This window comes from Janthinobacterium sp. YR213 (assembly GCF_900099875.1).
Taxonomy (GTDB): domain Bacteria; phylum Pseudomonadota; class Gammaproteobacteria; order Burkholderiales; family Burkholderiaceae_D; genus Janthinobacterium; species Janthinobacterium lividum.
Genome location: NZ_FNDA01000001.1, coordinates 570,206 through 588,208, shown reverse-complemented (window position 1 = coordinate 588,208; position 18,003 = coordinate 570,206). Strand labels below are relative to the sequence as shown.

At 63.6% G+C, this 18,003-nt stretch carries 13 protein-coding genes; all 13 read left to right on the top strand.

The annotated features are described in order from the left end of the window. The first annotated feature begins 307 nt into the window (after nucleotides 1-307). The 13 genes from ppc (at nucleotide 308) to BLT98_RS02615 (ending at nucleotide 17,993) form a co-directional block, all read left to right on the top strand. A complete protein-coding gene (gene ppc / locus BLT98_RS02675; RefSeq protein ID WP_211614800.1) occupies nucleotides 308-3,061 on the top strand; it encodes a phosphoenolpyruvate carboxylase in 2,754 nt (917 codons plus the stop codon). Between the two features lie 165 nt (nucleotides 3,062-3,226). Beyond that, nucleotides 3,227-4,237, top strand: coding sequence for a type I glyceraldehyde-3-phosphate dehydrogenase (gene gap, locus BLT98_RS02670; RefSeq protein WP_034785764.1), 1,011 nt, complete (start codon nucleotides 3,227-3,229; stop codon nucleotides 4,235-4,237). Nucleotides 4,238-4,328: 91 nt separating this feature from the next. Further along, nucleotides 4,329-5,789, top strand: a complete 1,461-nt coding sequence (gene pyk / locus BLT98_RS02665) for a pyruvate kinase (protein ID WP_080698726.1) — start codon at nucleotides 4,329-4,331, stop codon at nucleotides 5,787-5,789. Nucleotides 5,790-5,954: 165 nt separating this feature from the next. Continuing rightward, nucleotides 5,955-6,752, top strand: a complete 798-nt coding sequence (locus BLT98_RS02660; RefSeq protein WP_092605086.1) for a heparin lyase I family protein — start codon at nucleotides 5,955-5,957, stop codon at nucleotides 6,750-6,752. Between the two features lie 25 nt (nucleotides 6,753-6,777). Further along, the gene (locus BLT98_RS02655) at nucleotides 6,778-7,686 is read left to right on the top strand and encodes a heparin lyase I family protein (RefSeq protein WP_170846265.1); all 909 of its coding nucleotides are present in this window, start codon (nucleotides 6,778-6,780) and stop codon (nucleotides 7,684-7,686) included. A 68-nt stretch (nucleotides 7,687-7,754) separates the two neighbouring features. Then, complete coding sequence (locus BLT98_RS02650; protein WP_092605084.1) at nucleotides 7,755-8,012, top strand: hypothetical protein; 258 nt, start codon at nucleotides 7,755-7,757, stop codon at nucleotides 8,010-8,012. Between the two features lie 89 nt (nucleotides 8,013-8,101). Next, entirely contained in the window at nucleotides 8,102-8,584 is a 483-nt protein-coding gene (locus tag BLT98_RS02645; protein ID WP_092606798.1) for a DUF3617 family protein, read from the top strand. A gap of 135 nt (nucleotides 8,585-8,719) precedes the next feature. Beyond that, nucleotides 8,720-9,226, top strand: coding sequence for a sigma-70 family RNA polymerase sigma factor (locus BLT98_RS02640; protein WP_034788871.1), 507 nt, complete (start codon nucleotides 8,720-8,722; stop codon nucleotides 9,224-9,226). After that, nucleotides 9,223-10,200: a FecR domain-containing protein gene (locus BLT98_RS02635; RefSeq protein WP_092605083.1), complete on the top strand. Its 978-nt coding sequence runs from the start codon at nucleotides 9,223-9,225 to the stop codon at nucleotides 10,198-10,200. Before BLT98_RS02640 ends, BLT98_RS02635 begins: the two co-directional genes overlap by 4 nt. 166 nt (nucleotides 10,201-10,366) lie before the next feature. Beyond that, nucleotides 10,367-12,826, top strand: coding sequence for a TonB-dependent siderophore receptor (locus BLT98_RS02630; protein ID WP_092605082.1), 2,460 nt, complete (start codon nucleotides 10,367-10,369; stop codon nucleotides 12,824-12,826). 75 nt (nucleotides 12,827-12,901) lie between these two features. Further along, nucleotides 12,902-13,270, top strand: a complete 369-nt coding sequence (locus BLT98_RS02625) for a hypothetical protein (protein ID WP_034785789.1) — start codon at nucleotides 12,902-12,904, stop codon at nucleotides 13,268-13,270. After that, a complete protein-coding gene (locus BLT98_RS02620; protein WP_092605081.1) occupies nucleotides 13,267-13,923 on the top strand; it encodes a hypothetical protein in 657 nt (218 codons plus the stop codon). Before BLT98_RS02625 ends, BLT98_RS02620 begins: the two co-directional genes overlap by 4 nt. Nucleotides 13,924-14,285: 362 nt before the next feature. Then, the gene (locus BLT98_RS02615; protein ID WP_092605080.1) at nucleotides 14,286-17,993 is read left to right on the top strand and encodes a PAS domain S-box protein; all 3,708 of its coding nucleotides are present in this window, start codon (nucleotides 14,286-14,288) and stop codon (nucleotides 17,991-17,993) included. Nucleotides 17,994-18,003: the final 10 nt, after the last annotated feature.

Below are 18,003 nucleotides of genomic sequence, written 5' to 3'. Positions count from 1 at the left end.
GTTTGAACCGCAGCATACAGGAGAGCGCCGGCCCTGTGTGTTGCGCCGTCACTTTTCAGCCTCGAAAGACAAAAGTTGATTGCCTTTCGCTCAAATGCGTAGTAAATTTTCATATTGTTGCCGTGGCAAACAGCTCGTTAGCCCTTGCCTACCCTTTGGGTGGGATTTTTGTTGATGGAAATCAAGAGGATGGTGAAGCAATAAGGTAAATTTACTACAAATTGGACGATGGGCGTTTCCCGGGCCGGGAAGCGCGTACTACGCAATCTGTGCGGTGCCGCCGTGGCCGCCCCAGGAAATGAATACCATGCAAATGAATGAAGTGAAAGACGAGCTGCTGAGCAGCGATATCCGCCAGCTGGGCCGTCTGCTGGGCGACGCCATCCGCAACCACCTGGGCGACCCCGCCTTCGAACGCATCGAACATGTGCGCCAGCTGGCCATCCGTTTCCGCCGCGACAATGATGAAGCGGCGCGCGCGCAGCTGTCGGACGCGCTGCAAGCGCTGTCGCAGGAAGAAACCACGCAGTTGACGCGCGCTTTCAGCTATTTCTCGCTGCTGGCCAATATTGCAGAAGACCAACATCACATCCGCCGCACGCGCGCCCATCTGATCGCCGGCTCGCCGCCGCGCCAGGGTAGCCTCAGCCATGCCGTCGGCAACGTGTTTGACGCCGGCAAGGCCGATGCGCTGGCATCGTTCTTTGAAGATGCGTTTGTCAGCCCTGTCTTCACGGCGCATCCGACGGAAGTGCAGCGCAAGAGTATCCAGAATTGCCAGATGGCCATCGCCCGCCTGTTGAGTGAGCGCGACCGCGTGCAAATGACGCCGGAAGAGGCCGAGCAAAACGAAGAAGCGCTGGGCCGCGGCATCGTCACCCTGTGGCAGACGCGTCTGCTGCGCACCAGCAAGCTGTCCGTCATGGATGAAGTGGCCAATGGCCTGTCGTTCTACGACCATACGATCCTGCGTGAACTGCCGAAATTGTATTCCTCGCTGGAAACCATGCTGGCCCAGCGCGATGCCCGCTGGGAGGATGCGGAATTACCCAATTTCATGAAAGTCGGCAGCTGGATAGGCGGCGACCGCGACGGCAACCCGTTTGTCACGGCCGACATCCTGCGCAGTACCCTGCAAACGCAGGCTGACAAGGTGCTCGATTTTTACCTCGGTGAATTGCGCAAGCTCGCTTCGCAACTGTCGCTGGCGCAAATACTGAACGCGTGCAGCGAGCCGCTGCGCGCGCTGGCCGAGCGCTCGGCCGATGCGTCGCCGCACCGGGTCGACGAGCCGTACCGCCGCGCCCTGCACGGCATCCATACACGCCTGGACGCCACGCGCGTGGTGCTATCCGGCAAGGGCAAGCAGGCAGACGGCGTGCAGCCCTACGCCGCCGCTGTTGAACTGCTGGCTGACCTGGACGTCGTCCAGCATTCGCTGGTCAGCAATGGCTTGCGTGCGCTGGCGCGCGGCCGGCTGCGCCAGCTGCGCCGCGCCGTCAAGGTCTTCGGCTTTTCGCTGGCACCGCTCGACTTGCGCCAGAATTCCGACGTGCATGAGCGCGTCGTGGGCGAACTGTTCGCGGGTGCCCAGCCGGGCCTCGTCTACCTGGACCTCGATGAAGAGCAGCGCATCAGCTTGCTGCTGGCCGAGCTGGAGTCGCCACGCCTGCTGACCTCGCCGTATGCGCACTACTCGGAAGAAACGACGTCCGAACTCGACATCTTCCGCGCCGTGCGCCAGGCCCATGTCAAATATGGCAAGGAATCGGTACCGAACTGCATCATCTCGAAGGCGGCCAGCGTCTCGGACTTGCTGGAAGTAGCCTTGCTGCTCAAGGAAGTGGGCTTGCTGCACCAGGATAGCCGCGAAGTCGATGTCAACATCATTCCCCTGTTCGAAACCATAGCCGACTTGCGCGCGGGCCCCGCCATCATGGCGCGCGCCTTCGGCTTGCCGTTCTACCGCGGCTTGCTCGCGTCGCGCGCCGACCAGCAGGAAGTCATGCTTGGTTACTCGGACAGCAACAAGGATGGCGGCTTCTTGACCTCCGGCTGGGAACTCTACAAGGCCGAGATCGAGCTGGTGACGGTGTTCAAGCAATACCAGATCAAGCTGCGATTGTTCCACGGCCGCGGCGGTTCCGTCGGCCGTGGCGGCGGACCCAGCTACGAAGCCATCCTGGCCCAGCCGGCCGGCGCCGTGCAGGGACAGATCCGTTTGACGGAGCAAGGCGAAGTCATCACGGCCAAGTATGCGAACCCGGAAGTAGGGCGCCGCAACCTGGAAGTGCTGGTGGCGGCCACCATCCAGTCGACCCTGCTGCCGCAGGCGCAGCTGCAACCGAAGGCCTCGGCTGGCGCGGGCCATCTGGCCGCGATGGAAGAACTTTCGGGCACGGCCCTGAACGCCTACCGCGACCTCGTCTACGGCACGGATGGCTTTGAACAGTATTTCTGGGAATCGACGGTGATCGCGGAGATTGCCGCCCTGAATATCGGCAGCCGTCCCGCCTCGCGCAAGAAATCCACGTCCATCGAGGATTTGCGCGCCATTCCCTGGGTCCTGAGCTGGGCGCAATGCCGTTTGATGCTGCCGGGCTGGTTTGGTTTCGGTTCCGCCGTGCAAGCCTACCTGGCCGCCCATCCTGCCGATGGCGCGGACGTGCTGCGCGGCATGTACACGGACTGGCCATTCTTCACGTCCTTGCTGTCGAACATGGATATGGTCCTGGCCAAGAGCGATATCGCCATTGCCGGCAAGTATGCGGAACTGGTCAAGGACAAGGCCTTGCGCGACGCCATTTTCACGCGCATCCGCGCCGAATACGCGGCCACCCTCGACGCCCTGAAGCTGATCACGGGCCAGGAAGAGTTGCAGCAAGCCAATCCGCTGATGCAGCGTTCGATACGCAACCGCTTCCCGTATATCGATCCGCTCAACCACGTGCAGGTGGAGCTGCTGAAACGTTTCCGCGAAGGCAAGCAGGACGCGGCGGCGCGCACGGGCATCCATTTGTCGATCAACGGCATTGCGGCGGGGTTGCGCAACAGCGGTTAGATGGCACCGAACCAAACCTACTGCGCGTCGTGATTTGCGGCCTGCGATGCTCACTGTGCTCAAGCACAGTTCCGCTTCTCAGCCACAACTCCCTTCCGCTCGCTACGGTTTTGTTCGGCGCTGTACGTATCAGGTGAATCATTTAAATAATATCAAGGAGACAGCATGACCATCAAAGTTGCCATCAATGGCTATGGCCGCATCGGCCGCAATGTCTTGCGCGCGTTTTATGAAGGCGGCAAGCAGCAGGATATCGAAATCGTCGCCATCAATGACCTGGGCGACGCCAAGTCGAATGCACATCTGACGCGCTACGACACGGTACACGGCAAGTTTCCCGGCGTCGTCACCATCGACGGCGACAACATGATCGTCAATGGCGACCGCATCCGCGTCTTCGCGCAGCGCGACCCGGCCCTGATACCGTGGGGCGAACTCGGCGTGGACGTGGTGCTCGAATGCACGGGCTTCTTCACGACCAAGGAAAAAGCCTCGGCCCACCTGAAGGGCGGGGCGAAAAAGGTCATCATTTCCGCGCCGGGCGGCAAGGACGTGGACGCCACCATCGTGTTCGGCGTCAACCAGCATGTGCTGAAAGCCACGGATACCGTGATTTCCAACGCTTCATGCACGACGAATTGCCTGGCGCCATTGGTGAAACCCCTCAACGACGCCATCGGCATCGAATCGGGCCTGATGACCACCGTGCACGCCTACACGAACGACCAGGTATTGAGCGACGTGATGCATGAAGACTTGCGCCGCGCCCGTTCGGCCACGCATTCGATGATCCCCACCAAGACGGGCGCGGCTGCCGCCGTCGGCCTGGTCTTGCCGGAACTGAATGGCAAGCTGGACGGTTTTGCCGTGCGCGTGCCGACGATTAACGTCTCGCTGGTCGACCTGTCCTTCATTGCCAAGCGCGATACCAGCGTCGAGGAAGTCAATGCCTTGCTGAAAACGGCGTCGGAAGGCGCCCTGAAAGGCATCTTGACGTACCAGACGGAACCGCTCGTCTCCATCGATTTCAACCATAACCCCGCTTCGTCGAACTTCGATTCGACCCTGACCAAGGTCTCGGGCCGCCTCGTGAAAGTGTCGTCGTGGTACGACAACGAGTGGGGCTTCTCGAACCGCATGCTCGACACGACGGTCGCCCTGATGGCGGCCAAGTAAGAACGTAGTACCGCTGATCCAGCGCACCAGGACGGCCGGCCCACAAGGCCGGCCCTTGTAGCAGCACGAACTTTATAGAAAGCAGCACACCATGACCATGCAAGTACAGCAACGCGCCACCAAGATCGTTTCCACCATCGGCCCCGCTTCCAACGATATCGATACTCTGGTCCGCATGTTCAAGGCCGGCGTCGACGTCGTGCGCCTGAACTTTTCGCATGGCAAGGCGCAAGACCATATCGACCGCGCCCGCATGGTGCGCGAAGCGGCTGCCCTGTGCGGCCGCGAAGTGGCCATCATGGCCGACTTGCAAGGCCCGAAAATTCGCGTCGGCAAGTTTGAAGAAGGCAAGATTTTCCTGGAAAACGGCGCCAAGTTCATCCTCGACGCGAAATGGGGCGAAAACGGCGAATTGGGCAATATCGAGCGCTGCGGCCTCGACTACAAGGAATTGCCGCGCGACTTGCGCACGGCCGACGTGCTGCTGCTGAATGACGGTCTCATCGTGCTGACGGTGGACAAGGTCGTCGGCAGCGAAATCCACACCACCGTCAAGATCGGCGGCGAATTGTCGAACAACAAGGGCATCAACCGCCAGGGCGGCGGCCTGTCCGCTCCGGCCCTGACGGCGAAAGACATGGAAGACGTAAAAACGGCGATGAGCTTCCAGGCCGATTACGTGGCTGTGTCCTTCCCGAAAAACGCCACCGACATGGTCATGGCGCGCCAGCTGGCCAATATCGCCGGCGAAGCGTGGGACCACAAGCCGATGATGATCGCCAAGATCGAGCGCGCGGAAGCTATTCCTGCGCTGCAAGAAATTCTCGACGCGTCCGACGGCATCATGGTGGCCCGTGGCGACCTGGCCGTGGAAGTGGGCAACGCGGCCGTACCGGCCTTGCAAAAGCGCATGATCAAGATGGCGCGCGCCTCGAACAAGCTGGCGATCACGGCCACGCAGATGATGGAATCGATGATCGTCAACGCCGTGCCGACCCGCGCGGAAGTGTCGGACGTGGCCAATGCCGTGCTCGATGGCACGGATGCCGTCATGACGTCGGCGGAAACGGCCTCGGGCCGTTATCCGATCGAAACGGTGGAAGCGATGGCCGCCATCTGCCTGGACGCGGAGAAATGGGATACCTGCAAGCTGGACGCCGATTTCCTCAACGCCACGTTCTCGCGCATCGACCAGTCGATCGCGTATGGCGCCCTGTTTACGGCCCATCACCTGCGCGTGAAGGCGATTGCCACCCTGACAGAATCGGGTTCCACGGCACTGTGGATGAGCCGTTGTAATATCGACATCCCGATCGTGGCCCTGACCCCGAGCGTGGGCACGCGCCGCAAGCTGGCCCTGTACCGCAATGTCAGCACCCTGGAACTGACGTCCGGCACGGACCGCGACAAGGTCTTGCAGCAGGCCGAAGATTTGCTGGTGGAACATAAGGTCGTGGCCAAGGGCGACACCGTCGTGCTGACCTGGGGCGAGCCGATGGGCAAGGTCGGCGGCACGAACGCGCTGAAAATCATGAAGATCGGCCAGCACTGAATCGTCCACTGGTGCCGGTTCCCGCCTGGCGGACCCGGCATCATCCTGCTTTGCCCCGTATATCCAGTAATATTGTGAAAATATATTTATTAATTGTGGAAATTAATAGATTTAAATACAATTGCATGCATCGTGTTTTCGATAGCCCATCCATAAAGGCTTTGCATGCAGTTATTCCGTCTTGCCGCCATCTCCTTGTTGACTGCTGCGGGCTTGCCGGCCCATGCCGTGGCGGCCGTCTTTCCTGCCGCTGCGGCGGCGGACATCGCACAGCATTTCACTGATTACTATGGCGTGCGCCAGCATGCGCAGCAGCGTGTCCAGGTGATGACGGCGACGCTGGGCGGCGTCACGCGGCCGGTGGTGCGCGCGGACTGGTACAGCACGGACGCCACGCCGCACAGCGATGCCTATCTGTTCAGCGAACAGCATCCCGTGCAATCGACGCGGCGCTGGTATGCCATGAGCGTCTTCCTGCCCGCCGACTGGATCACCACCAGCGTGCCCGTCACCGTGGCGCAGGTCGACAACGGCAGCGGGGCAGGTGCATTGGCGCCGCCGCTTGCACTGCAGATACGTGGCGACCAGCTGATGCTGAACATGAATTTCAATCATCGGACGAGCGATATCACGCCCGCCAATTCCGCGCGCCGCACGGTGCTGGCCGGGCCGGCAACCCTGGACAGCTGGCATTGCATGGTGGTGCGCGCCGACTGGTCTGCGGTGGCCGGCACCGGTGAATTGCGGGTGTACATGGATGGCAGTGCGAAGGAAACTTTCTTTGCCCGCTCAAGCCACAACAGCTATGCGGGCGCGCTGCATGTGCCGCGCGTGGGCTTGAGCGTGCCGGAGGGGGCTGCGCCCGGGCATCGCGTGATGTATGCCGACTTTATATGGGTGGGCGATGCCGCCGCATCACTCAATGACTTGACGCAAAAGACGCCTTGCCATGCGGCGCCCTGAGCAATCCCTGAAACAAAGGTTTCCCATGCGCTCATCTATCGCCACCGCCATGCTGGCATTGCTGGCTGCCACGCCGCTGCACGCGCAGGTCGTCAACAGCATCGGCGGACCCGTGACCACCATGGCGCCGACCAGCCTGCCCAGGCCCGCCAGTTTCGACAACGTGACAACACGCTATTTCAGCTGGCTGTACGGCATCAGCGCCGGCAATCCTGCCGGAGTGGAATTGGTGGGTGATCCTGCGGTGACGCAAGGCGTTGAGACGCGCAAGGTATTTCGCATGACGGTCAATGCCAGCGATCCTGACGAGTATGGCAAGCGCACAGAGGTAACGCCATCGTATGAGCGCATGCCCCAGGGGCGCCGCTGGTATGCGGGCGGCGTGTATTTTCCCGCCGACTGGGATTTGACGGGCAAGGATGGCTGGATCGTCGTCTTCCAGGTGCACAGCGCCAGGGGCATCGTCGTGACGTCGCCGCCGTTCTCGATCATCGCCGATGGACCCGACTTGGTGATGGAGACGCGGGCCAATCACCGCGATACCTACACGCTGAAGGACGGCGTGATGGTGGCTGATGCGACCGCGAACAACACGGTGCAGCAACGTCTGATGTTGGGAAAAATTGAACGTGAGAAATGGTATTGCGTGGTGCTCGATGCGGATTGGCAGCATGCCTCAGGCACGGGCGCATCGCGCCTTTGGCTCAATGGCAAGTTGGTGTATGAGGGAAGCAATTTCCCGACCCACTATATGAATGTGGACTTGCCGTCGCGCGGCAATTATCCGAAGACGGGCGCCTACCTGGGCGGATTTCACGACACGCTGCAGGGCAAGCGTGTCCTGTACACGGATTTCATCCATCTGGGCGGCGGCGCCAGTACCTATGCGCAAATGGCCGCTGAGACGCCATGCCCCGTGCCGCCGGCAACGTAGTCAGGGCAATGAACTGCAGTCTTAAGAATGGCTGAAAAAAACGTGATCAGCGGCGCATTGCATGGCAGATGCCCAATCAGCCGTTGCCTTGGCCACATTTCCGTGTCAGCATGGTTTTCCTGCCTTCCAAGGCGCATCCGGAGTTCATGATGATTGCATACTTGCCTGCCTTGATCTGGTCTTTGTCGGCCTTTGCCTGCATGTGCATTGCCAAGCGCCGCCAGGTCAGGACAACGGCCGTCCGGGCCGTCCTGGTGACCTTTTTTGGGCCGTTTGCCATCCCCTTCGTGCTGGCCGCAAAGCCCGGGAAAGCCTATCCGGCGTAAATCCACGCGGCCGTCATGTACGGCTAAGCGTGTGGCCTGCGGGCATTTCTCTTTGCTATATTCAAGTTTTTAGCCGAAAGAGCATGCCCATGAAGCGCCGCGCGACCTTGTTTCTGATGACCATCCTTCCCCTGTGCGCGGCCACGTTCGCCTCGGCGGCCGAGCCGGTGCAGCGCTTGCAGCGCGCCACGGGGCTGTGGAAGGTGACGCCCGCCACCTCGCCATTTTCCTGGGAAATCTGCGTCGACCAGCCGCGCGACCGCCTGATCGACGACGATCTGTGGTCCGGCTTCGAGCAGGAATGCAAGATCGAGTCGCAAAGCCGCCAGGGCGACAGTTATCAATTCGAGGCCGGCTGCCCGGACGCCAGGCTGGCTGGTGCCTTCAAGGGCGACCTGGCCAAGGCATATACCTTGAGCGCCGACACCACCGTGCAAGTCAATGGCAAGAACGAAGTGCAGCACACGGAACTGGCAGCCGTGTTCCAGGGCGCTTGTCCTGCAGGGCTGGCGCCGGGCGCGAAGAAAATGCGCGGCGGCATGGTGATGAAGAGCCTGTACATCAAGCGCTAGAGGATTGCCACCGCGTTGAAACAACAGTTTCCACGGATAGGCAGGCGCCGGCATTGACGGCGGAGGCAATGATTTGTGATAATGAGAATTATTATCAATTGGCCGCGCCTTGCCTTGTGCGCATCGGAGTCCCTAGTGAACATTGCGCAGTCCAGCGAGTCGATAGCCGGCATCTACAGCAGCCACCACGGCTGGCTGATGCGCTGGCTGCGCGCCAAGCTGCAGTGCGCCGACCATGCGGCCGACCTGGCGCAGGATACCTTCGTGCGCCTGCTGACGGCGCCGCCTGAGGGCCGGCAAACCTTGCACGAGCCGCGCGCCTACCTGACGACCGTGGCGCAGCGCCTGCTGATCGACCATTACCGGCGCCTGTCGCTGGAACAAGCCTGGCTGGAAACCCTGGCGCAGCAGCCCGATCTGCTGATGCAGTCGCCGGAAGAGCGTTTGCTGGTGCGCGAAGCCCTGCAGCGCATCGATGCCATGCTCGACGGCTTGCCGCCGCCGGTGCGCAGCGCCTTCCTGCTGGCGCATGTCGATGGTCTCGCGTATGGGGAAATCGCCCGGCGCCTGGCCGTGAGCGAGCGCAGCATCAAGCGCTACATGGTGCAGGCGTTTGAGCGCTGCATCCTGCTGATCCTGTGAGCGCCAGCACGGCTGCCATCGATCCCCGCGCCGCGCGGGCGGCGGCGCAATGGCTGGTGCGCCTGCACGGGGGCGCCTTGACTCCAGGCGAGCAGCAAGCGTTCCAGGCCTGGCGCGCCAGCGATCCCGCGCACGAAGCGGCCTGGCAGCGTGCCGAACTCGTGTGCAGCACCCTGGCCAGCGTGCCGCCCGCGCTGCGCCAGACGGCGGACGCGGCGCCTCAGTCGCCGCACCGGCGTGCCGTGCTCTACGGCCTGGCCGGGCTGATCGCGGCGGGGCCGGCGCTGTGGCTGGCCAGTCAGTCGGCGCCGTGGCAGGCGTGGCGCGCCGCCATCCGCACGGCGAGGGGGGAAATCCGCCACATGACCTTACCTGACGGCACGCGACTGGTGCTTAACACGGACACGGCCATCGATGTGCATTTTGACGGCGCGGCGCGGCTGCTCGTGCTGCATGCAGGGGAAATCCATGTCGGCACGGCGCACGACGGGGCCGTGCCGGCGCGCCCCTTCCTCGTGCGCAGCAGCAATGGCGCCGTGCGCGCGCTGGGCACGCATTTCAGCGTGCGCCACGCTGGCAGCGTGCTGGCGCCGCGCACCGAGGTGAGCGTCAGCGAAGGCGCCGTCGAGATACAGCCACGGGACGCTCCCGACGCCTTGCGCAGGATCGATGCGGGCCGGCAGGGCAGTTTCGACGACCGTGCCGTTTCTGCCTTGACGCCGCTGGCGCCGCGCGCTGCCGGCTGGCTGCAGGGCGTGCTGATCGCCGAGCGCATGCCGCTGGGCGAGGTGCTCGAACAGGTGGCGCGCTACCGCTATGGCGTGCTGCGCTGCGATCCCGCGCTGGAGGCCATGCCCGTGGACGGCATCTTCCAGTTGAACGACCCGGACAACATCCTGCTCTTGCTGCAGCGTTCCTTGCCGATCCGTCTGGCGCGCCGCACGCGCTACTGGATCAGTGTCGAAGCGGCTTGAGATTGTCGGCTTACGCGTGGCCTTGCCACGCTAAGCCGACATGCCCCAATTTACTTTTTGCCTGTCCCTTTTTCCGGATTGCTTCGTCATACAAGGTGGAGAACGAACAATCCGAACCATCGAAAGGGTCCACATGGCTTTGCAGCACCGCATTACCGCAGCACGAATGACGCTCCATCCCACCACCGGCGCCGTGCGCGCCGCGCTGGTCCTGCTCCTCGCCGTGGGCGTCGCCGGCACCGGTTTGCCGCAAGCGGCGCTGGCCGCCGAGTCCGGCCCGGCCGCCAGCGTGCGCGACTACAGCATTCCCGCCGGCAGCCTGCGCAACGCGCTGGCATCGTTTGCCATCGCCGCCGGCGTCAACCTGTCCACCCAGGGCGTGGCGCTCGACGGCCTGGTGACGCCGGGCTTGCAAGGGCGCCATGGCATCTCTGCCGGCCTGCAAAAACTGCTGCAAGGCAGCGGCCTCGAAGTGACGGACGGTGGCAATGGCAATTACCTCTTGCGTAAAATCAATACCAGCACGGCCGATGGCGGCCTGGCCAGCATGCCCGCCGTGGTCGTCAGCGCCGAGGCGGACCGCGCCACGGAAGGCACGGGCTTATATACGGCGCGCAATATGTCGACGGCCACGGGCCTAAACCTGTCGCAGCGCCACACGCCGCAAACGGTCAGCGTCATTTCGCGCCAGCAAATGGAAGATTTCGATCTGACCACCTTGCAGGACGTGGCGCGCGCCACGCCCGGCCTGTATGGCAAGACGCAGGGTGTGTCCGACCAGGAAACCACGTATTTCGCCCGGGGCTTTGCCTTGAGCCACGTCAACGTGGATGGCTTGCCGCTCGATGTGACGGGTTTCAATGAGCGCAACGTTTCCGCCGACATGCTGATGTACGACCGGGTGGAAGTGGTGCGCGGCGCCACGGGCCTGATGGAAGGGGCGGGCGCTCCGTCGGGCAGCATCAACATGGTGCGCAAGCGTCCCACGGCCACACCCTTGCTGAACGCCTCGGCCCACCTGGGAAGCTGGAAGGACCGGCAATTGACGGTGGACGCCAGTAATGCCCTGAACGCTTCGGGCAGCCTGCGGGGGCGTGTCGCGGCCAGCTGGCGCGACAGCGACAGTTTTGTTGACGTCGTCAACAATACCAACGGCACCGTGTATGCCATCGTCGAGGCGGATCTGACGCCGTCGACCACGGCCGGCATCGGTTTTTCGCGCCAGCACAGCCGCACCGACGGCGTGTTCGTCGGCTTGCCGACCTTGCCCGATGGCCGTCACATGGACTTGCCCCGCTGGACCTTCCTGAATAATGCCGATTCCTTCCAGAAGCGCGACAACAACGTCGTCTTCGCCGACCTGGAAACGAAGCTGGACAAGGGCTGGCGCAGCCGCTTCGCCATCACGCGCATCGATGCCTCGTCGAGCACGCGCAACACCACCAACAGCCGCGTCGATGGCGAAACGTATCTGCTGGAACAGTCGGAAACGGGCTGGAAGTACAACACGGAACAAGTGGTGGCCGACTGGCGCTTGAGCGGCCCCGTCACCTGGTTCGGCCGCCAGCATGACCTTATCGTGGGCGCCAGCTACCGCCATGACGATTCCGACGCGGGCCAGAGCTGGGAAGGCGCCGGGAAGCGCGTGATCGATATCCGCCACTGGAATCCGCGCGCCTACCGCATGAACGGCGCGCCGTTCGAGCCATATAACTGGGGCCGCAAGACGGACGAGAAGGGCCTGTATGCGGCCGGTAACTTCAGCCTGGCCGATCCGCTGCGCCTGGTGCTGGGCGGGCGCTTCGGTTGGTATGCGCAGGATGTCACGGGCTGGTATTCCACCAACCCGGCCTGGCGCCGCAGCCTGACGGAAAACGCGAAATTCACGCCATACGCGGGCCTCGTCTACGACCTGGACCAGCATCATTCCGTGTATGCGAGCGGGACGCAGATATTCCAGCCGCAAAGCGAGCTCGATGTGCGCGGCAATACCTTGCCGCCTTTGAGCGGCACCAACCTGGAAGTGGGCGTGAAGGGAGAATATTTTGGCGGCAGGCTCAATGCCAGCGGCGCCTTGTTCCGCATCAGGCAAAACAACCGCGCCATGGCCGACGAGGTCAATTGCCCCACGGGCGGCGCCATCTATTGCGCCCGCGCGGCCGGGCAGGTGCAGAGCGAAGGCATCGACTTGCAATTGTCGGGCTCGCCATTGCCGGGCTGGCAGATCGCGGGTGGCTACACCTATGTACTGGCCAAGTACACCAAGGACAGCGTAGCGGCCAACATCGGCCAGCGCATCGCCACGGATGAGCCGAAGCAATTGTTCAAGCTGTACACGAATGTACAGCTGAGCGGCAGCCTGGCGAAATGGAACCTGGGCGCCTCCGTCTACGCGCAGGACAAGATCTACCGCCGCGAAACGGGCTTCGATACGCGGCAGGGCGCTTACGCCATCGTCGGGCTGACGGCCGGCTACCGGATCAGCGAGCAGCTGCAGCTGCGCGTGAATGTCGACAACGTGCTCGACCGCCGCTACTACCAGGGACTCGGCTATTCGTGGTCGGGCGGGCTGGAGCGCTACGGCGCGCCGCGCAGCGTGCTGCTGTCCTTGAACTACAAGATGTAGCCGTTGCGCCAGCAGAGCGCGTCCCGGGCGGGCGCCTCTGCTACACTGCCGCCGTCCCCATTTCTGACTGTCTCCATGTCCGCCACACCTGTCCTCACGCCCCTGAAAAGCGCTTTCCAGCAATCGCGCGCCGAGAATAATATCGAGCTGATCCTGCCCGAACTGCTGACCGCGCAATTACACGTCGTCATCGGCGGACAAAGCGAACAGATCGACCTGTTCCTCGTGCCATCGCCCAATCCCGAGCGCCAGTGCGTGACGGTGGCGGAAGATCTGGCCTTCCTGGCTGGCATCAACTTTCCCAAGATTCCCGTGACGGGCGCGCAGCTGATCGCCTCGATTCCGCCCGAGATCGAGATCGTCCTCCTGCATGGCGATGGCGCCAATTACCTGACGCGCGAGCAGCTGGCGTGGTTCCGCGGCATGCTGGCGCCGACCGCTTGAGCGGGGAGCTGAGACCCGCGCTGAAGCCGGCGCGCGCCGAATGGATCCGTTTTTCGCCGGCCGACGATGCAAGCTCGCATGCGGCGATGATGGCCAATCTGCGTCCCGTGCTGTGGCGCAGCGTGCTGCTGGGCGGTTGTGCCCTGATCCTCGCCTTTGTCCTGCAAGCCGTCTGGCGCGACGTGCCGTACGCGGGCGAGGCAGTGTTGTTCTGTCCGCTGGCGCTGGCCGCCTGGATCGCGGGCCTGGTGCTGTTTCCGGGACGCAGTCTGCTCTTTCATGTGGAACTTGACGATGCGGGCCTGTTGCTGCGGCGCCATGCGCGGCGCCTGCCCGGCTGGGATAAAAGCGTGCAGCTGGACTGGTCGCAGCTGCAGCGGCTGGACGTGGTCACGTATGGGGGCGCATTGCAGGTCTATCGGACCCCGGCACCGTTGGCGCGCGTCGAGCTGCTGCTCTACACGACACTCGCGGACTATCCGCTGATCCGCGTGGTGGGCCTGAACTTGCCCGTGCCGCAGCGCTGGACGCTGTGCCAGATCAAGGAGGAACTGAGCCGCCGCTGTAGACTGGCCGGTATCCCTGTCAGCGAGACGGCTGGACCGATCAGCCAGGAATCCGCGGCCATCCGCGCGCGCTGGCCGCAGGCGTAGGCGCAGACGGGCCAGTGTCGCATCGCCGCCGCAATAACTATCATTTTTGATAACTGTATTGCTGAAGTCCTATGAATATGTTCGCAAAGCAACTATACTCATGGCTCTTTAAAAAATCATCGTCACGCTGGCGGCCAGCCATCCGCGCCAGAGTTCGTACGCATTCCGCTTTTTCACTCTGTAAAAAGCACCTTTCCCCCGCGCGGCAGGCGCGGGCGTGATGACCGAGCCTTGCCCTAGTCGACTGCTACCGTTGTCATTTCCGCTGTGTTGCCGCTTTAGTAAAAAGCGTGGCGCCGGCGCGCGCGGTGGGCCGTCATGTTTTGCGACGTCACGTTTCACTCACCTTATGCCACGACAGTATGTTTAGTTCCATCTTTGCCGTATCGAGCGATACCATGCAGTACATCTACGGCACGCACAATGCGTGGCTGGTGCTGTTTTCCGTCGGTATCGCCATCTTTGCCTCGTTCATGGCCTTGCAGATCGCCGGCATGGCGCGCAGCAGCGAGCGCGGCTTCCAGCGCCAGACGGCCATCATCACGGGCGCCATCGCGCTCGGCGGCGGCATCTGGTCGATGCACTTCATCGGCATGCTGGCCTTCGACATCTGCACGCGCGTATCCTTTGATCCCAGCCTGACCCTGCTGTCGATGCTGCCCGGCGTGGCCGCTTCATGGGTGGCGCTGCACCTGCTGGCGCGCCCGAGCATCAACTGGCGCCAGCTGGTGGTGGGCGGCGTGCTCGTCGGCGTGGGCATCGGTTCCATGCATTACAGCGGCATGGCCGCCATGCAGACTTCGCTGACCCTGCATTACCAGCCGTGGCTGTTCGCCCTGTCGCTGGTGGTGGCTGTCGTCATGGCCATGCTGGCGCTGTGGATACGCTTTGGCCTGAGCGCCATGCGTTTGCGTCTCACGCCCCTGGCGTCGTTGCTGGTCAGCAGTGTTGTCATGGGGCTAGCCATTTCCGGCATGCATTACACGGGCATGCTGGCGGCCCGCTTTTCCGGCACGCCCACGGCGGGCGAGAACACGATTACGGTACAGGCCTCGTTCGTGGCCCTGGCCGTGGCCCTGATCACCGTCACCCTGACCGTCTTCGTGGCCGCCGCGAACGGCTTGTTGCGCTACCGCCAGCTGCTGCGCCACGCCAGCGCCAGCGAATCGCGCCTGCGCGCCATCGTCGATACGGCGGCCGACGGCCTGATCACCATCGATGGCCAGGGCAAGGTGCGCTCCTTCAATCCCGCCGCGGAAAGCCTGTTCGGCTGGCGCGAAGCGGAGATCGTGGGGCGCGACGCCAGCGTGCTGCTGCAGCCGTCCGACGCGGCCGAGTACGAAGGCTATCTGCGCGACTACCTGGAAACGGGCGCCTCGCGCATCCTCGACAGCGGACGCGAACTCGATGGCTGCCACAAGGATGGCGCCGTGCTGCCCATGCGCGTGGCGATCGGCAAGATCGACACGCCGGGCCAGCCCCTGTTCGTGGCGTTTGTCACGGACATGCGCTCGTCGCGCAGCATGGAGCAGGCGCTGAAGGACAGCGAGCGCCAGTACCGCACCCTGATCCGCAATATCCCCGGCGTGTCCTTCCACTGCAGCTTCGCGCCCGAATGGAGGATGATCTTCATCAGCGATGCCGTCTTCAACCTGACTGGCTGGATGCCGCAGGACTTCGCCGAAGGGCGCGTCAGGCTGTTCGACCTCGTGCACCCGGACGACCGCCAGCGCGTCAACGACACCTGCGTGCAGGCGGCCGGAGAAAAGCGCGACTTCGAGAACGTCTACCGCATGATCCACCGCGACGGGCGCGAGCGCTGGGTGCGCGAAAGCAGCGGCCCCGTGCTCGATAACGACGGCGTGGTGCGCTGGATCGATGGCGTCATCCTCGACATCACGGAAAGCGAATTGCGCAACGCCGAATACGAAGGCAAGGTGACGGCCATCTCGCGCGCGACTGCCGTCGCGGAGTTCGACCTGCAGGGACGCATCCTGGCGGCCAACGAGAACTTCCTCGACCTGGTCGGCTACCAGCTCGACGATGTGCTGGGCCTGCACCACAGCATTTTCTGCGAACCGGGTTATGTGACCTCGCCAGACTACATCGCGTTCTGGCAGCAGCTGGCCAGTGGCCAGTTCAATACGGGCGAGTACAAGCGCATCGGCAAGGATGGCAAGGAAGTGTGGATACAGGCATCGTACAATCCGATCTTCAACACGGACGGCAAACCGTTCAAGGTGGTCAAGCTGGCCACCGACGTCAGCGAGCGGCGCGCCATGCAGGAAAACCTGCGCGCGGCAAAAGACCGCGCCGAGCTGGCCGCCGAATCGAAGACCAGCTTCCTGGCCAACATGAGCCATGAAATCCGCACGCCGATGAACGCCATCATCGGCTTTACGGAAGTGCTGCTGGGGACCGCCCTGGATAGCCTGCAGCGCCGCCATCTGGGCACGGTGCGCCAGTCCGCCCGTTCCCTGCTCGAGCTGCTCAACGACATCCTCGACATGGCCAAGCTGGAAAAAGGCGCCACCGAACTGGAACTGGTGGACTTTTCGCTGCCCGACCTGGTCGACCATGTGGCCGCGTCGCTGCGCATCACGGCGCATGCGCGCGACCTGGTGCTGCATGTCGATGTCGATCCGGGCATGGGCCAGTTCTTCCTGGGCGACGCGCGCCGGGTGCAGCAGGTGCTGACGAATCTGATCGGCAACGCCGTCAAGTTCACGGAAGTGGGCCATGTGCGCGTGGCCGTCGGCATGCAGGGCGAGCAGGTGCATATCGCCGTGCACGACACGGGCATCGGCATCCCCGCCGACCGCCTGGACAAGATATTCGCCCCCTTTACGCAAGCCGATTCTTCGATGAGCCGCCGCTTTGGCGGCACGGGCCTGGGCACGACGATTTCGCTGCAATTGGTCGAACTGATGAAAGGCACCATCACGGTGGAGAGTACCCTGGGCGTGGGCAGCGTGTTCCACGTGCTGCTGCCGCTGGCGCCGGGCAAGGCCGTGGCGCGCCGCAGCGAACAGCCTGTGGTGGCCTTGCCGCCGCTGCGCATCCTGGCGGCCGACGACGTGCCGCAGAACGTGGAACTGCTGCTGATCAGCCTGGGCGCGGCCGGCCACCAGGTGATCGCCGCCAGCGATGGCGAGAGCGCCGTGCGCGAGTTCAGCAAGGGCAGCTTCGACATCGTCCTGATGGATGTGCAGATGCCGCGCATGGACGGCCTGGAAGCGACGCGCCTGATCCGCGTGCACGAGCGCGAGCAGGGCTTGAAGGCGACGCCCATCATCGCCCTGACGGCCAGCGTGCTGGAGCAGGACCGGCGCGCCGCGCAGACGGCCGGCATGAACGGCTTTGCTTCGAAGCCGCTGGAAATGCACAAGCTGACGGCGGAAATCGCCCGCCTGCTCGATATCGCCGTGGCCATGCCGCCGCCGGCGGCCGGCGCGGCGGCGCGTGCCGCCGCCGGCCAGGTCGACTGGCAGCGCGGCATCGCCCTGTGGGGCGGACGCGCGGCCTTGCAGCGCGCCATTGCGCGCTTCGTGCAAGCCAATGGCGACTGCGCCGCGATGCTGGCGGCGGAACTGGAACGCGGCGGCAGCAGCGTGGCGGGCCACCTGCTGCACCGTATCAAGGGCGCGGCGGGCAACCTGTGCCTGGTGCAGGTCGAAAGCCTGCTGGGACGCATCGAGCAAGCCATCGCGCGCCAGTTGCCGGTGACCGAATTGCTGGTGCAGCTGGCGGCCGCCTTCATGGCGCTGGCCGGCGAGCTGGAAGAGGTGGATATGCCGGCCGTCGCCATGGAAGCGCCGGCCGCCAGCGCGCCCATCGATGCAGCCGCCGCCGGCGCCTTGCTGCGGCAAGCCATCGCCAGCCTGGAAGGCGGGCAGCTGGACGACGCCTTGATGGCGCAGATTGCCGCCATGCTGGCGCCGCACGGCCAGCAGCCGCGCCTGCAGGCGCTGGCCAGCGCCATCGACGACTTTGAATTTGCGCGCGCCGCGGGCGTGCTGCGCCAGCTGCTGGCATGGCTGGAAGCACCAGCGCCTGCCGACCTTTCCTGACCTTGGGCTA

What these genes read in the sequence shown, in the direction of transcription:
- ppc (WP_211614800.1), top strand. Translation starts at nt 308, where the DNA reads ATGCAAATGAATGAAGTGAAAGACGAGCTGCTGAGCAGCGATATCCGC.
- gap (WP_034785764.1), top strand. Translation starts at nt 3,227, where the DNA reads ATGACCATCAAAGTTGCCATCAATGGCTATGGCCGCATCGGCCGCAAT.
- pyk (WP_080698726.1), top strand. Translation starts at nt 4,329, where the DNA reads ATGACCATGCAAGTACAGCAACGCGCCACCAAGATCGTTTCCACCATC.
- BLT98_RS02660 (WP_092605086.1), top strand. Translation starts at nt 5,955, where the DNA reads ATGCAGTTATTCCGTCTTGCCGCCATCTCCTTGTTGACTGCTGCGGGC.
- BLT98_RS02655 (WP_170846265.1), top strand. Translation starts at nt 6,778, where the DNA reads ATGCGCTCATCTATCGCCACCGCCATGCTGGCATTGCTGGCTGCCACG.
- BLT98_RS02650 (WP_092605084.1), top strand. Translation starts at nt 7,755, where the DNA reads ATGCCCAATCAGCCGTTGCCTTGGCCACATTTCCGTGTCAGCATGGTT.
- BLT98_RS02645 (WP_092606798.1), top strand. Translation starts at nt 8,102, where the DNA reads ATGAAGCGCCGCGCGACCTTGTTTCTGATGACCATCCTTCCCCTGTGC.
- BLT98_RS02630 (WP_092605082.1), top strand. Translation starts at nt 10,367, where the DNA reads ATGACGCTCCATCCCACCACCGGCGCCGTGCGCGCCGCGCTGGTCCTG.
- BLT98_RS02625 (WP_034785789.1), top strand. Translation starts at nt 12,902, where the DNA reads ATGTCCGCCACACCTGTCCTCACGCCCCTGAAAAGCGCTTTCCAGCAA.
- BLT98_RS02615 (WP_092605080.1), top strand. Translation starts at nt 14,286, where the DNA reads ATGTTTAGTTCCATCTTTGCCGTATCGAGCGATACCATGCAGTACATC.